A 16,548-nucleotide genomic window follows, 5' to 3' on the forward strand; every position below is an offset into this window, starting at 1 on the left:
TATGGGCGGCAAACTGGTCAAGCGACTTATCGGCATCGGGCTGTTCGCCGGACTGCTGCTGTTTTTCGCCTATTCCTTCATGCCCAAACCTGTCCCGGTGGACATGGCACCTGTGACCCGCGGCCCCATGACGGTGTCGGTGAGCGACGAGGGCTATACCCGCGTGCACGATGTCTACATCGTGTCGGCACCGGTAACCGGCTATCTGTTGCGCATCGAGCGCGACGTGGGCGACCGGGTCGATGCACACAAGACCCCACTGGCCCAGCTTTTGCCCACGCACCCGCAGTTTCTCGACGAACGCGCACGCGCTCAGGCGGAGGCCGAAATCGCCAGTGCCGAAGCCGGGCTCAATCTCGCCCGCGCCGAGCGTCGAGATGCAGAGGCGCAGCTGAAATTCGCCCGCGCCGACGTTGCCCGGGGGCGCAAACTTGTCCCCAAAGGCTATATCTCCCAGGTGGAACTGGAGCGCCTGGAACTGGCGCTGGACAGCGCCGAAGCGGCACTCGACACCGCAAAGGCGGCAGAACGCGTTCGCCGTGGCGAACTGGACAACGCCCGCGCCCAGCTGATAACACCGGACGCTGAACATCCGGAAATCAGCGACAACAAAATCATCCAGATTACCGCCCCGGTCAGTGGCGAGGTGCTACAGCGCCGCGAGGAGAGTGAGAAGGTCGTCACGGCCGGTACACCACTGCTGGAAATCGGCAATCCGGCGCTACTGGAAGTCGTGGTGGACCTGCTTTCGCGCGATGCGGTGCAGGTGAAACCCGGCGCTCCGGTCCTGATGACCAGTTGGGGCGGTGACTATCCATTGAACGGTCGCGTGCGCCTGATCGAACCCTTTGGATTTACCAAGTTCTCGGCACTCGGAATCGAAGAGCAGCGAGTCAACGTCATCATCGATTTCACCGATCCCCGCAGCGAATGGTCACGGCTGGGCCACGGCTATCGGGTCGATGCCGAGATCGAGACCTGGAGCGGCAAAGATATACTGCAGGTACCCGCCGGCGCGCTGCTGCGCCACGCGGGTCAGTGGGCCGTGTTCAAAGTGGTCAACGGACGCGCGGTAATGACGCCGATTACCATCGGGCACAACAATGGCCAAACGGCGGAAGTACTGAAAGGGCTCAGCGAAGACGAAACCCTGGTACTACATCCCAGTGAACGCATTGAGGACGGCATCAGCCTGACACGCAGAGACCGCTGACGCCGCTCGCGAACAACATCGGCCGAACAGGAGCCGTGGAACAGCCGCCTTCGGCATCAGTGCAAAGGAACGGGACAGCAGCAAACCAATACAACTCAGTTTTTATCCCGATAACCGAGTACCCGCGCCGGCAGGAACAACAGTGCGCGCAAAAACGCAAACAGCGCATCGAAGGTAATGCCAAGCAAGCGAAACGGCAGCGACAGCAGCCAAACGAACGGCCACAGAATCAAGGCGAGCAGTGCCAGCGGCCAGCACATGACAAATAGAAGCAGCCAAATAAAAAAAGTGGCCATCGCTTGCTTTCCTTTTAACTTATTTTATGTAACTACTCAGCCCCGGCAGTATCTACAGCGATTTCGCATAAATCCTGATTACCGAAACTTTATCATTCTCGACTTCCAGCACCTCCACGACCTCTGAAGCAAATGCCACCTGCTTCTTGAGCTGCTTGTGAAAGCCCTCAAAGCTCTGCTTGAACTTGAGCACAATCACATCCTTTCCGGTAGTGATGCTTTCCAGCTTGGCTTTATATGAGGAACTTCCGCCCCGGTAATAGTTCATCCCCTTACGCATCTTGGCCTTATTTCCCGGCTTCCGGGTATCGTCCATGTCATTGGGGAAATGCTGGCTGCCTACGTCATCAGTAAGGAAAGAAAGATAATTTTCGATATCCTGTTCCGTGGCGTCCGGACGTTGTGTTTGCGTATAGGCCTTGAAATACTCCTCGCCGAACTTAGTTAAGTCTTGCTCATTCGCAAACGAATGCGCGGACACGCTGAAAATCAGTGCAGATAACAGGGCGATACAGGTTTTCATGGGAGCTCCTTTGCGGCATTTATTATTGGTATTACCGCGTCATATTTAACTGGAATAGCAATCAAGTCTCAAATACGGGCCATTACAGCCCGCTCAATTTCACACTATTCGAATTGGATTGGTCTCATGAATTGTCTTGGAGGGGTGCATCGTGTCCTTCATTCAGAGCAATGAAAGCACCCCAAGCCGGCCCTGTAACAGTCCACTGCTCTCGACAAGCTGCTGTTGGGAGCTACAAACCGATTGCCATCGCCACAGGGCATTCGGTTGGATGAATGATTTTCGCGACAAGAAGAAGGCGGAAAATTTCAGACAAAATATCCACAAAAATGCATAATGACACCATTATCCACCACCAATATCCGAAAAATAAGGCACAAATGCCACTTTATACGGGGAACTTTTACAGCCTGCCCGGATTGACGAAACACGGTACCTGCAGCGCTTTAGGGCACTCTCCACGACGCTTGAATCCACAGAACAATTCGCTAGTATGCTAGGCGGACAAATAAATCCTGCCTTACTGTGCAGGCGTAAAGAACTGTAAAGACTCTGTAGTTGATCGCGACGCCCCGCATTTTCCGCCGGGGACTGGCAACACGCCGAATATCTTCCGCAAGTAAGCGACTCTCGATATTCGTCATTCATCCTGCCTGTTCGCCCTATACAGAGTCATTGCGAACCACTCGGAGAAATTATGCGTAAATCCTTGATCGCTTCCGCAATTGGCATGAGCCTGGTACTGAGCGCCTGCTCGGACGGCAATGCCGACAATAAACAGGTGTCCGCCGACGTGGCCCCCGCAACCAGCGCCCAGGACAAGGCTCCCATGAGCAAGTCAGCAAGCAATCCCCTGCTGAAGCCCAGCCCGCTGCAGGATCAGGCGCCGCAGTTTGACAAAGTCAAGATCGAAGATTTCCTTCCGGCATTCGCTGCCGGTCTCAAGGAGAATGTCGAAGAAATTACGGCCATCGCCGACAACCCCGAGCCGGCCACATTTGACAACACCGTTGTGGCAATGGAAAAAAGTGGCGCGCTGCTCGATCGTGTTTCCCGTGTCTTCTTTAACCTGGCGGCACTGAATTCGAACAAGCAGATTCAGGACATTCAGGCGGAAATGGCGCCCAAGCTGTCTGAGCACAACGACAACATCTACCTGAACCCGAAACTGTTCGCCCGCGTCAATCAGATTCACGAACAGGAAGCCGAATTGAGTGCGGAAGACCAGCGCCTGGTCGACTTCTACTACAAGGAATTCGTCCGTGCCGGTGCAAAACTGTCCGATAAGGATCAGGCCCAGGTGCGCACAATCAACACCGAACTGGCAGAACTGTCCACCGACTTCCAGAACAATATCCTCGCCTCTTTCAAGAACGACGTTATTCTGGTGAAAGACAAAAAGGAGCTTGCCGGCCTGTCTGACGAGCAGATCGCCTCCCTCGCGGCGGCAGCGAAAGACGCGGGTAAAGACGGCTACATGATCACTCTGGTCAACACCACCCGTCAGCCGATCCTGACTCATCTGGAAAACCGTGAGCTGCGCAAGAAAATCTGGGAGACCTCAGCCGATCGCGCCGCCGACACCAACGGTCCGCTGACCATCCGTATGGCGGAACTGCGCGCTGACAAGGCCAAACTGCTGGGTTACCCGAACTGGGCAGCATATGTCACCGCCGACGAGATGGCCAAGACTCCGGACGCAGTCTTCGGCATTCTTGATGACCTGGCCCCCAAAGCGGTAGCCAAAGCCAAAATTGAAGCCGCCGACATCCAGGACATGATCAAGCAGGATGGCAAAGACTTTACCCTGCAGCCGTGGGACTGGGCGTATTACGCCAACAAGGTACGCGCGGCCAAGTACGACCTGGACGAAAGTGAAGTCAAGCCCTACTTCGAGTTCAACCGCGTGCTGAACGATGGCCTGTTCTTCGCCATGAACAAGCTGTACGGCATTTCCTTCAAACCGCGTACCGACCTGCCGGTGTGGAACCCCGATGTGAAAGCGTTCGAGGTTTTCAATGAAGACGGCAGCTCCATCGGCCTCTTCTATCTGGACCCCTATGCCCGCGAAGGCAAGAACGGCGGCGCCTGGATGGATGAGTGGGTTACCCAGAGCGGCCTGCTGGGCACCAAGCCAGTGGTCTACAACGCACTCAATATTCCGAAGCCGGCGAAAGGCCAGCCCACGCTGATGACCTTTGATGAAGTCAGCACCATGTTCCACGAATTCGGGCACGCTGACCACGGTCTCTTCTCCCAGGTGAAATACCCGAGCCTGGCCGGCACCGCAACGGCCCGCGACTTCGTGGAGTTCCCGTCGCAGTTCAACGAAGACTGGAGCATCAAGCCCGAAGTCCTCGCCAATTACGCCAAGCACTACGAGACTGGCAAGCCGATTCCCCAGGATCTGTTGAAAAAGATCCTGAAGGCGCACAAGTTCAACCAGGGTTTCGATACCACCGAATACCTGGGCGCGGCGCTGCTGGACATGGAATGGCACAGCATTCCGGCGGGCACCAAAATCGAAGACTTCAACGCGTTTGAGAAGAAAGCGCTGGCCAAGCACGGCATCGACTATGCACCGGTTCCGCCGCGCTACAAGTCAGCCTACTTCAGCCACATCTTCGCCGGCGGTTACTCTTCCGGCTACTACGCCTACCTGTGGACCGAAGTCCTGGCGGCCGATTCGTTTGCCTATATGCAGACAAACGGCGGCCTGAACCGTGAAAACGGTGACACCTTCCGCGAAGCTGTACTGTCCAAGGGCAACAGCCAGGATCTGATGCAGGATTACATCAATTTCCGTGGCCAGAAGCCCACTACCGACGCCCTGCTGAAGCGTCGCGGCCTGGTCGACTGATCGGGTAATAGCCCGCCGGCCGGATATTCGGCCGGCCAATAAAAAAGCCGGTCAGCGCTTTGCTGACCGGCTTTTTTTTGCTTTCTGTTTGCCGCCCGGGCTTAAAAAGCGCGGCGGCGGTACTTGCGGTAGTTCGGCGTCCAGAAATTACGCTCGATGGACCTTTCCAGTTTTTCCAGATCCACCACCGGCGCCACACCGTCTTCCTGTGCCTGCAGACCAACCGCCCTGGCAATGCTTTTGCTCAGATCGCGAATGTCCTTGAGCGATGGCAGCAGTGCGCCCTTGCCTTTCTTCACTACCGGCGCGTGCTCGGCGAGCGCATTGGAGGCAGCCATCAGCATATTGTCGGTTACCCGCGAGGCGCCGGCGGCAATCGCACCGAGCCCGATACCCGGGAAGATATAGACATTATTACACTGCGCAATTGGATAGCGCTTGTCATCCAGTTCCACCGGCGCGAACGGACTGCCGGTGGCGACCATCGCCTCGCCGTGGGTCCAGGTGAGCACCTCCTGCGGCGTCGCCTCGGCACGGGAGGTGGGATTCGACAGCGGCATCACCAGCGGCCGCTTGCAGCCGGCATGTAGCGCCTCGATAACCGGCTGAGAGAACAGGCTGCCCTGTCCCGATACGCCGATCAGGATGGTCGGCTTCACTTTTTCAATCAGCTGCTGCAGATCCCAGTCGGCGACACCCTTGAGCTTATTCGGATCCTGCGCCAGGTTTTCCTGGAAATCGTGCAGCCCTTTCATGTCGGTAGTGATCAGGCCGTAGCGATCGAACATAAACAGGCGGCTGCGCGCCTCTACGTCAGTCAGGCCCTCGCCCACCATCGCCTTGGCGATCTGTTCGGCGATACCACAGCCAGCAGAGCCGGCACCAACTACGACGACCCGCTGCTCCTGGAGGCTCTCCTCCTTGGATTTGCAAGCGGCGAGAATCGTGCCCAGCGCCACCGCGGCGGTGCCCTGGATATCGTCGTTGAAACAGCAGATCTCGTCGCGGTAGCGCTCCAGCAGTGGCATCGCATTTGTCTGGGCAAAGTCTTCGAACTGCACCAGCACTTTCGGCCAGCGGCGCTTCACCGCAGCGATAAACTCCGCGACGAATTCGTCGTACTCCTCCTGGGAGATACGCTCGTGACGCCAGCCCATATACATGGGATCGTTCAGCAGCGTGCGGTTGTTGGTACCTACGTCGAGGGTGACCGGCAGCGTGTAGGCCGGGCTGATGCCACCACAGGCGGTATACAGGGACAGCTTGCCGATGGGGATGCCCATGCCGCCGATACCCTGGTCACCGAGCCCGAGGATCCGCTCACCGTCGGTCACCACAATTACCTTCACGTTTTCCTTGGTGGCGCTGCGCAGGATGTCATCCATGTGCTCGCGGTCTGGATAGGATACGAACAGGCCGCGGTGATTGCGGTAGATATTGGAGAACTCTTCGCAGGCGTCACCGACTGTCGGGGTGTAGATGATCGGCAGCATCTCCTCGATATGCTGTTCGATCAGGTGGAAAAACAGTGTCTCGTTGTCGTCCTGGATACCGCGCAGGTAAATGTGACGCTCGAGATCCGAGCCGCACTGCAAGTACTGGTGATAGGCGCGGCGAACCTGTTCCTTGATCGTTTCAACATTATTGGGCAGCAGGCCGATCAGGTTGAATTCGATCCGCTCTTTCAGGGTAAAGGCGCTGCCCTTGTTGAGCAGTGGAATTTCCAGCAGTGACGGACCGGCGTGAGGGGTGTAAAGGGGGCGCTTGTCTTTGTTGCTCATATCTCTCAATACAGCTGATCGCGGCGGGAGTGGCCGCCGCGGATAGGAATTTCATTGCGCAGCGAAGCAGCGGTGACCGAATAACACATCTCCAGTCACACTCTTCACCCGCGGCATCGGCCTGATAAAGGCGCGAAGCCTATAGACGGCACCGGATGATAACAAGTCCCGGAGGCGTTGCGGACTCAGGTGACCGAAAGGCCCTCCGGATCGTCCAGTTTCGACGGCGCCGCCAGCCCCTCGACTTCGACGGTCAGGTGGAATACCTGTGGGCAGCGGGCCTTAAGCTCGGCCTCCAGCTCGTCGATAACGCGTTCGGTGCGCTCCAGGGTGGCCTGGATAATCGCCCTAGTCTCCGCATACTCGCGCACCGCATCGCTGCGGCGCTGCTCCGGCACCCGTTCCAACAATTCCCGTTCATGGGCGGCGATACTCTCGCGCATATCGGTCATCAGCACTTCTTCGCGCAGCTCGATCTCCGCGACCACCACCGTGTGAGTATCGTCGACAATAATAGAGCGCAGGTCGTGGAAGCGCTCGATTTCGCGGTGATTGCTGACGATGTCTTCAAAGGCGTACTCAGCATCGTGATCCCGGATGCTGGTGAGGAAACGCATGTTGACGATGCCGAGGAAGATAGCCGTAATACCCAGCATCAGCGCAATCAGCACGGAGAAACCGATATCCCACATCGGATTGCCGGTCATATGGGTCAGCCCGATACCACTGGCGGCAAGCAGCACACCGGTGACCGCAATGGTATCTTCCAGCAGTACCGCGAGCAGCGTCGGGTCGTCTGCCGCCACCAGGTAGTGCAACAGGTTTTCCTCCCCATCGGCGCGCATGCGCGACAGAAACTCCTTTGACGCCACCACCAGTACGTAGCCTTCCAGCACAAAGGCAATCAGCAGCACTATCGCCGATACCCAGATCGGCGAGAAGGAAAAGCCGAGAAAGGCAATGGACTCCGGCACTTCGATCGACGCCAGGTTGTGATACGCGTGCCAGGCGTGCGCCAGGCCAAGCCCGCAACCCACGGAAAACAGGCCGATGGCACTCCACAGGTTCCACAGGTATTTTTTCTGCCCGTGGCCGAAGGCGTACACCCGATCCGCCGGCTGCCCCCCGTGGGTAAGCCCGACCAGCAGGAATACCTGGTTCAGTGTATCCATCAGACTGTGGACTGCCTCGTTCATCATCGCTGCCGAGTGAGTGACAAATGCAGCGATAAATTTCAGGCAGGTAATGATGGCGTTGACACAGATGGCGTAGAGAACGGCTTTTTTTGAACCTTGTGCCATGGTAATTCCGACTTCCTTATCCGTTGGTTAGTTGCGGTGGGGGCTACTTTAACCTGTGAAAGCTTTGAACGACAGATGCAGATTCGTCCATAGCGCCGCGGGCATATACCTGTCAGTCCAATCGTCGTGCAGTTCAGTAAGATGCCTGGCACGGCATGGTCAAAAGTCAGTTAATCGCAGCAAGGGATCTAAGCTTTACTTTGAGTAAGTATGCAAAGGGAGTCAGCAAGGTGCACCCGCTCAAGTATCTGCCACTCTGCCTGATCGCTGCGACAGTCGCGACCACCCTACCTGGACTGGCCGCCGCGCAGTCGGGACCCAAAATTCCGGCGTCCATCACCACACCGGATAAAACCGAGACGCGCATCGGCACACTCGAATACGTGGATGGCGTGCCGACCCGGGAAACCGTTGGGCGCGTGCTCGACACCCTGGATTTCACCCGTGCACTCAATGCCTACAACAACAGCTTTCGCGGCGCTTCCGCCTACGCGATTCGTGAGGGTGTGCACAGCATCGGCGCCAAAGACAATGACGTGGTGATCTATCCCGAACTGATGGACGCCAACTCGCTGTTTCTTACCGCCAACGCCGACACCGTCTATTACATGGCGGCACTGGACCTGTCCAAGGGCCCGCTGGTGATCGAGCAACCGTCGATGGGGTTGGGCACCATCAACGACATGTGGTTCAGCTGGGTCATCGACGTGGGCTTTCCCGGCCCCGACCGTGGCCACGGTGGCAAATACCTGCTGCTGCCACCCGGCTACGACGGCCCCCTGCCCGAGGGTGGCTTTTATATTGCCCGCGTCAAGACCAATCACGCACTCTACGCCATGCGCGCCTACCTGGAGAACAATGACCCCAAGCCCGCGGTGGAAAACATCAAAAGCCACCTGAAAATCTATCCCTACGCGCCGGGCGGCGTGGGGACCAGTATCGCCACCGCACTGGAGGGCAAGGTGCGACTCGGCAAAAACCCGCCACCGCCAGCCACCAGATTCATCGATGCCACGGGCAAGGCATTCAATACGATTCCGCCGAGCGACTACGGCTTCTTCGAAATGATCAACGCCAACGTGCAGAACGAGCCGGCGGGCAGCTACGACGTGGAGCTTGCGGGCCAGCTGGCAGCGATTGGCATCGTCAGGGGCAAGCCGTTCCGGCCGGATGCACGGATGAAGAAAATCCTCGCCGATGCCGCCGCAGCCGGCGACGCCACCGGACGGCTGCTCAACTGGCGCTGGAAAATGGCGCGCCCGGATTGGGCCTACTACTCCGATTCCATGTGGGCCAACATGCTGTGGGAGGGCGGCGCCTTTTTCGAAACACCGCCGCCGCAATTTACCAAAGAGAGCATGTTCAAGCCCTACCCGCCCACTGGCGCCCGTACCCTCGACTCCCGCACCGCCTTCTACTTTGCCTACACCCTCGACTCGCCGGGAATGATCATGCGCATTCCCGATGTCGGCTCCCAGTACCTGATGGGATTCACCGACGCGGATGGCAACCCCTTCGATGGCAGCAAGACCTACAAGGTCACGTTGCCGAAGAATATCCCGGCAGGAAAATTCTGGTCCCTCACCGCGTATGACAACCAGACCCGCTCGATGCTGGTAACGCCACAGCGATATCCGCGTGCCGGAAGCCAAAGCTACCCGAGCCCGGCCGCAGAACCCAATCGCGACGGATCTACTACCATTTATTTCAGCCCTGAGAAGCCCGGTGGCATCGCACGCGGCAACTGGATACAGACGATACCAGGGAAAGGATGGTTCACAATCCTGCGACTCTACAGCCCCCTGGAACCGTTCTTCACGAAAAAATGGCGATCCGGTGAAATTGAACTGGTCAAGTAACCGGGGACGCTGATCGCGTCCCGTGCTTCATGGATTTTCGGCAAGGAGTGACCCAATGACGTTCAGGCAAAAGCCCGGCTCGCTACTCATACTGATGTTTCTGGTCGCGATATTGACCGCGTGCGGCGGCGAACGCGATACCACAAAAGGCGCAGCGAAAGACCAGGCGACCGGGAAGGAACAAATTATCGAGGAGGAAATGGGGACTGCAGTGCCCAAGTCTGAAGACCTCAACACTGAATCCAACCCCTATTCCGCCAGCGAATCTACGGCCCAGTCTTCCAGCGGATCCACCACTGGAGGCCAGGCGCCCTCTTCCGCCGACTATCCGACCAATGTCTATTTCGGCGATACCCACGTGCACACTGGCTGGTCTGCCGACGCGGGTATGGACGGCGCCATCCTGACGCCGGAAGATGCCTATCGTTTTGCCCTCGGCAAAGAAGTCAAATCCAACAGCGGCCTCAAGGCCAAGCTGCACCGCCCATACGACTGGTTCATGATCACCGATCATTCCGACGGCATGGGCGTGATCAACGAGATCCGCGCCGGCAATGACGAGATGATGGCGGATCCTATCGTCAAGCGCTGGCACGACGCACTGGCTTCCGGTGATGAAAAAGCCGCGGCGGACGCCAAGAGCGAACTGATCGTTTTGCAGTCCCAAGGCAAATTGCCGAAGGTGGTCATGGACCCCAAATGGATGAAATCTGCCTGGGAGAAAACCGTCGACGCCGCTGAGAAGTACTACAAGCCCGGCGAATTCAGCACCTTTATTGCCTACGAATGGACCGTCAATGCCAACGGCGGCGATAACCTGCACCGCAACGTGATCTTCCGCGATGGCGCCGAGCGCACACGCAGCCTGCTGCCGTTGACCACCTTCGAGACCCAGGATCCGGAAAAACTCTGGGCCTGGATGCAGGCCTACGAGCAGAAGACCGGCGGCCGCGTGCTCGCGATCCCCCACAACGGCAACTTGTCCAACGGCCGCATGTTCGAGGAACAGCGCTTCGACGGCTCACCCATGACCAAAGAGTGGGCACAGATGCGTGCGAAATATGAGCCGCTGTTCGAAGTCACCCAGATCAAGGGCCAGAGCGAATCCCATCCGTCCCTGTCACCGGAGGACGAGTTTGCCAGCTGGGATCTGTGGGATCGCGGCAACCTGATCATGAAGCCCAAGCCCAAGGGCGCGCTCAAGTACGAATACTGGCGCGAGGCACTCAAAAACGGCATGCGCCTCGAAGACGAACTGGGTACCAATCCCTTCCAGTACGGTGTCAATGGCGCCACTGACACCCATACCGGCCTCTCCACCACCGAGGAGGACAACTTCTTCGGTAAGTTCAAGACGCTGGAACCGAGCAACGAACAGCGCTGGAGCTTCCCACTGCTGACCGGGCCCAGTGGCGCCTATATCGGATGGGAACAGGCCGCCTCCGGCGTAATGGGCGTCTGGGCAAAGGAAAATACGCGCGAAGCCATCTGGGATGCGATGATGCGCAAGGAAACCTTTGCCACTACCGGCCCGCGGATCAAGGTGCGCTTTTTCGGTGGCTTCGATTTCAGTGATGCGGACAAGGACGGCGATATTGCCGCACTGGGCTACGAAAAAGGTGTCCCCATGGGCGGCAAACTGAGCGGCGCCAAGGAAGGCCAAACTGCAACCTTCCTCGTCGCGGCCATGAAAGATCCCGAAGGCGCCAACCTCGACCGCGTCCAGATCATTAAGGGCTGGGTCGATAGCGACGGCAAGACCCACGAAAAAATCTACGACGTGAAATGGTCCGGCGACCGGCAGCCCGATACCGATGGAAAAATTCCAGCAGTGGGAGATACCGTTAACCTGGAAAAGGCGACCTACGAAAACTCCATCGGCGACAAACAGCTGGTCGGTGTTTTCAGGGATCCCGATTTCGATCCCACGCAAAAGGCCGTCTATTATGCCCGCGTGCTGGAAATCCCCACGCCGCGCTGGACCCTGTACGACAAGGTACGCTTCGGACTGGACGACATGGACAAGGAGGTACCTCTGACCCACCAGGAACGCGCGTTTTCCAGTCCGATCTGGTATCACCCCTAGAGGTCACCGAGTCGTTCGTAATTATCTGTGATTTGTACGGGGTTCACTGCCCCTCGCGCGGAGAGTGATAAATACCTCTCCTCCGATGGACGGGGCTAACCTCAACCGGATGTGGAGGTCTTACAGTGTTGCATACCAAGGCAACAGGGCTGCTGGCACTGGCTATAATGATCACCCTGTTCTCCGGCTGTTCACGCGAAGAGTCTCCAAAACACCGCGATACCGCCGCCCCGCCGGAAAGCCAGACTCCCGCTAATGCGGATACAACTCAAAGCGCTCCCATATCAGAAACGCAATCCCGAGCAGCGTCCACCGGGCGCTCACCGAAAAAGCGGGAAGTGAACAAAGCCGGAAGGCAAGCGCATGATGGAAAGCCAAACATACTCATCATCTGGGGCGATGATGTTGGCATGTGGAATATCAGTGCCTACCATCGCGGCATGATGGGCGGCAGTACACCAAACATTGATCGAATCGCCGAAGATGGCATGATCTTCATGGATCATTACGCACAGGCGTCCTGCACGGCGGGCAGAGCCGCATTTATCACTGGGCAGTATCCAATTCGCACGGGACTGAGTACAGTCGGGCTGCCCGGTGCCAAAGAAGGCTTAATGGAGAAAGACCCCACCCTCGCCGAGATGTTGAAGCCTTACGGTTATGCTACCGGCCAGTTTGGCAAAAATCACCTCGGGGACCGGGATGAGCACCTACCGACCAACCACGGCTTCGATGAGTTTTACGGCATTCTCTACCACCTGAATGCAGGGGAATACCCGGAACAGTATGACTTCCCGAAAGACGAGGAAGTGCAGAAGAAACTGCATCTCAAGATGCGCGGCGTTATTCATTCCTGGGCACTTCCCGACGGCTCGCAGAAAATCGAGGACCTTGGCCCATGGGGCCGTGAGCGACAGCGCAACCTGGATCAAGAAGTACTCGAACAGTCAAAACGCTTCATTAAGGACGCCGTCAAGGCCGGCAAACCTTTTTTCGTCTGGCATAACACCACCCGAATGCATTACCGCACGAACCTCAGCAAGGAATATCAAGGAAAAAGCGGCTACGGACTCTATGCCGATGGCATGATGGAATTGGACGATGATGTCGGTGAATTGCTCGATCTACTCGACCAACTTGGTGTGGCGGACAACACCATCGTCATGTTTTCCACCGATAACGGCGCTGCATCAAACTCCTGGCCGGATGGCGGTAACCAGCCCTTCCACGGCGAAAAAGGTGTCGGCGGCTGGGAGGGTGCTTTCCGGGTCCCCATGCTCGTGAAATGGCCGGGACACATTCCCGCTGGCACCTATACCGGCGAGTTCATGACAATGGAGGACTGGATTCCCACACTCATGTCCTGGTTGGGTGATAAGAACATCAAGGAAGAATTGCTGACCGGTAAAGATATAGGCAAGCGGAATTACAAGGTGCATCTCGATGGCTACGACCAGAGCGACTTGCTGCTGAATCTGGGAAAATCAAAGCGAAAGGAGTTTTACTACTTTACCGAGGCAACGTTCCACGGCATGCGCTATGGTGACTGGAAACTCTTATTCATCAAGCAGGACCACTGGTTCCGCGCCCCGCAACAAGCTCTGACGACACCTTACATCATCAATCTCAAACTAGACCCCTTCGAGCGTTTTACCGAATCCCGAGGCTACGATGAATGGGCCGAGAATCGCAGCTGGATCCTCGGCCAGGCAGGTCCGAAGATCGCCCAGTTTGTTGAAAGCTTCAAGGAATTTCCGCCGAGCCAAAAGAGCATGGAGCTCCAGGTCGATGCTGTGAGCAAGACAATCAACTCCCAGGCGTTGATAAGGTGAGTCTACGCCGGTTGCATCATTGGATTCACCGACATCGACCCCGGTCGAATGATTAATTGCGCAAACTTGGTTTTTCAACCCACAGCAGTCATTTCACTGTTTTGGGACAATCCCAAACCAACATTCTGCTGATTTTCTCCGACGACACCTGGCGGGGCGAACTCTGCCCCTGCGGTGGACGAGAAGACCACGGCATGCCACACCGAATATCGACCGTAAGCCCGTTGTCGATGGGACGATCAATGATGTTGAGAAATGTCGTGTGCAACTTGATTGAGCTTTGCCTATGCATCGCTATTCTGCCATTCCCGCTGCTCTCGGACTGCGCCCGCATCTACGACAGCTCCAGCATCGGCGGATGGTGATGCTGCCTACATTCAGGGAGCGGGCTGCCTCAGATGTGAATAACCAGGGCCTACGATCAGGCGGATAGCATCCAGCTTGAACTCGGGGAATAAGGTTCGAGTTTATCTATTCATTGAATGCCTCTATCTCAGGCGTCGACTTTATCTCCTAAGTTTTTGTCCGGGATTTGTAGGCCACGGCAATCTTGACCGATCATTCACGGCGAAGCAGGTTTGCTGCGCCATCTCGCCGACACTGCCTCACATAGACGACTATTTTTTAACTGCGCGAAATTTGTCGAGTTGCATCTCAAGCATACTTTGTCGACGTCTTCTGCCAGATTCCAGTGGAATACCGACCGTCCCCATTCCATAACAAGCTTGAAACAAGCTATCACTGCGCTTCGACGAGTTCCATGCCACCTCAGGTGTACGCGTGCGGCAGAGTTAATGAATTTAACGAACGGACGAGTTAACAGTTAAGAGTTAAGAGTTAAGAGTTAAGAGGTATCAGAATGAATGGGAACTTCCTTCTACTAGCCTTGCGAAAGTTATGGCCAGTGTTGGCCTTATCCACCTTGGTATTATCGAACGGTGTAACTGCGCAAAATACGCGCGGCAGTACGACTGGCCCGACTTCGGCGCCGGGCTATGACCACCCGGAACAGTCCCTCACCATGAAGGATGTCAAGCCAGCTCCAAATATGTATCCGGTGCTGCAGCGCCCGGAACAATTGAAGCAAGCACAGGACAAGCTGGCCGCACTGCAAAGAAAGACCGGCAGGAAGCCCAATATCCTCATCGTCCTGCTGGACGATACCGGTTACATGGATCCCGGTTTTAATGGTGGCGGTGCTGCGGTTGGCAACGCGACGCCGAACTTCGACAAGTTCGCGCGGGAGGGGCTGATTCTGTCGTCAGCCTACACGACACCATCCTGCTCACCGACCCGCGCCACCATTCACACCGGACAGAACCCGCTGCACCATGGCATCCTGCGCCCGCCAATGTACGACGAACCGGGCGGTCTAGACGGGGCCATCACCATGCCCATGCTGCTCAAGAAACAGGGCTACGTAACCCAGGGTGTCGGCAAATGGCATATGGGCGAGAACCAGGGCTCGCAGCCCCAGAACGTCGGCTATGACGATTACGTCGGTTTCCTCGGTGTCTCGGACGAGTATACAGAGTGGCGCGATGTATATTTCAACCCCGAGGTTGCCTTATCGCCCGCGCGCTTCAAGTTTATGCAGGAATCGGGGTTCAACCATCACGAGGTTCACTGCACGCCCGCCGACAAGAAGAATTGCAAAAACCTCAAGCTTATCGACCTCGACTACATCAAGGATCTGGATACGCACTGGCTCGAGGTCAGCCTGAATTTCCTCGACAAGATGAAGGGCAGCAAGAAACCCTGGCTTCTCTACCACGCCACGCGCGGCTGCCACTTCGACAACTACCCGAACGATAAGTGGGCAGGCAAGTCAATGGCGCGCACCGTGTACTCTGACTGTTTCGTGCGTATGGATGACATCTTCGGCAAGCTCATGGCCAAGCTGGAGGCAAATGGAGAACTCGACAACACGCTGGTGCTCATGCTCGGCGGTGACAACGGTCCCGAATGCGAGGTGCCACCACACGCGCGCACGCCATTTCGCGGCTGCAAGGGATCGAGCTGGGAAGGTGGGGTTCGAGGCTCCGTCTTTGCATACTGGAAGGGCATGATCAAGCCGGGCCAGGCCGATGGCCTGTTTGATTTTGCCGACATACTGCCAACGGCACTGCATCTCGCCGGTGTACCCGGCGCCAAGCTGGCCGGCGAGTTTCCCAAGGACCGCTACGTCGATGGCGTGGACCAGGCCTCGTTCCTGATCGCGGATGACCACCTGTCGAATCGGCGCAGCCGACCCTATACCCTGAACCAGTACTTCGCCGGTATACGTATCGACGAGTTCAAGTACATCTGGACCGGTGAAATCCAGAATGGCGTCGTTCAAAAAGGCGACATAGGCGGGTTCAGTGGCCCGATCTTCACTGAGTCGGGTGGCGCCATCATGTTCAACCTCTACACCAACCCGCAGGAAGACGTGAGCATCGGCGTACGACATATCCCCATGATGACTCCGCTGATGTCAGCTGGCGCCTTCTATATGAAGGAGCTGATGGACTACCCGCCGCAGTTCAAGATCGGTTTCCTGTCCAACAATCCACCGATGTATAACCTGGCTCCTGAAGCGCGGGAGGCGATGAAGAAGATCATGGAGAAACGTGGGGTCGGCAGGGCAAATCCCTAGCCTGACTCAGGCATTCACAGTCAGGCCTTTCGGTACGGCCCTGCGTATGTGGGGCCGTCGACGATGACCGGTATATCGCCGGTGTCGACCCGACCATTTTTCTTGGCCGAAGATGGCCAGTCTGCACGTCACAGCCGACCCTACACGGTGAACCATTCA

General features: G+C 56.9%; 10 protein-coding genes. 6 read left to right on the top strand and 4 right to left on the bottom strand.

Translation table 11 applies throughout. The annotated features are described in order from the left end of the window. The first annotated feature begins 1 nt into the window (after position 1). A complete protein-coding gene (locus IG168_RS11270; RefSeq protein WP_193164493.1) occupies positions 2–1,213 on the top strand; it encodes an efflux RND transporter periplasmic adaptor subunit in 1,212 nt (403 codons plus the stop codon). A gap of 95 nt (positions 1,214–1,308) precedes the next feature. Here IG168_RS11270 and IG168_RS11275 read toward each other — a convergent pair whose 3' ends face one another. Together IG168_RS11275 and IG168_RS11280 are read right to left on the bottom strand one after the other, a co-directional pair. Then, positions 1,309–1,509, bottom strand: a complete 201-nt coding sequence (locus IG168_RS11275) for a hypothetical protein (RefSeq protein WP_193164494.1) — start codon at positions 1,507–1,509, stop codon at positions 1,309–1,311. Between the two features lie 52 nt (positions 1,510–1,561). Beyond that, a complete protein-coding gene (locus tag IG168_RS11280; RefSeq protein WP_193164495.1) occupies positions 1,562–2,032 on the bottom strand; it encodes a nuclear transport factor 2 family protein in 471 nt (156 codons plus the stop codon). Between the two features lie 697 nt (positions 2,033–2,729). Here IG168_RS11280 and IG168_RS11285 point away from each other — a divergent pair. After that, on the top strand, positions 2,730–4,892 hold the full coding sequence (locus IG168_RS11285) for a M3 family metallopeptidase (RefSeq protein ID WP_193164496.1): 2,163 nt from the start codon (positions 2,730–2,732) through the stop codon (positions 4,890–4,892). 101 nt (positions 4,893–4,993) lie between these two features. On the opposite strand, the gene IG168_RS11290 is transcribed toward IG168_RS11285, so the two are convergent. Both IG168_RS11290 and IG168_RS11295 read right to left on the bottom strand, forming a co-directional pair. Next, entirely contained in the window at positions 4,994–6,673 is a 1,680-nt protein-coding gene (locus IG168_RS11290; protein ID WP_193164497.1) for an NAD-dependent malic enzyme, read from the bottom strand. Between the two features lie 185 nt (positions 6,674–6,858). Beyond that, positions 6,859–7,974 (bottom strand): cation diffusion facilitator family transporter, encoded by a 1,116-nt coding sequence (locus IG168_RS11295; RefSeq protein WP_193164498.1) that lies wholly within the window; start codon positions 7,972–7,974, stop codon positions 6,859–6,861. A gap of 200 nt (positions 7,975–8,174) precedes the next feature. On the opposite strand from IG168_RS11295, the gene IG168_RS11300 reads away from it, so the two are divergent. The 4 genes from IG168_RS11300 (at position 8,175) to IG168_RS11315 (ending at position 16,389) form a co-directional block, all read left to right on the top strand. Continuing rightward, on the top strand, positions 8,175–9,833 hold the full coding sequence (locus IG168_RS11300; RefSeq protein WP_226876851.1) for a DUF1254 domain-containing protein: 1,659 nt from the start codon (positions 8,175–8,177) through the stop codon (positions 9,831–9,833). A 55-nt stretch (positions 9,834–9,888) separates the two neighbouring features. Next, positions 9,889–11,919: a DUF3604 domain-containing protein gene (locus IG168_RS11305; protein WP_226876853.1), complete on the top strand. Its 2,031-nt coding sequence runs from the start codon at positions 9,889–9,891 to the stop codon at positions 11,917–11,919. 125 nt (positions 11,920–12,044) lie between these two features. Next, positions 12,045–13,751: an arylsulfatase gene (locus IG168_RS11310; RefSeq protein ID WP_319024698.1), complete on the top strand. Its 1,707-nt coding sequence runs from the start codon at positions 12,045–12,047 to the stop codon at positions 13,749–13,751. Positions 13,752–14,772: 1,021 nt separating this feature from the next. Then, positions 14,773–16,389: a sulfatase-like hydrolase/transferase gene (locus tag IG168_RS11315; RefSeq protein WP_226876855.1), complete on the top strand. Its 1,617-nt coding sequence runs from the start codon at positions 14,773–14,775 to the stop codon at positions 16,387–16,389. Positions 16,390–16,548 lie beyond the last annotated feature (159 nt).

Origin of the sequence: Microbulbifer hainanensis (genome assembly GCF_014904735.1) — a bacterium.
In the GTDB taxonomy this organism is placed as follows: Bacteria; Pseudomonadota; Gammaproteobacteria; order Pseudomonadales; family Cellvibrionaceae; genus Microbulbifer; species Microbulbifer hainanensis.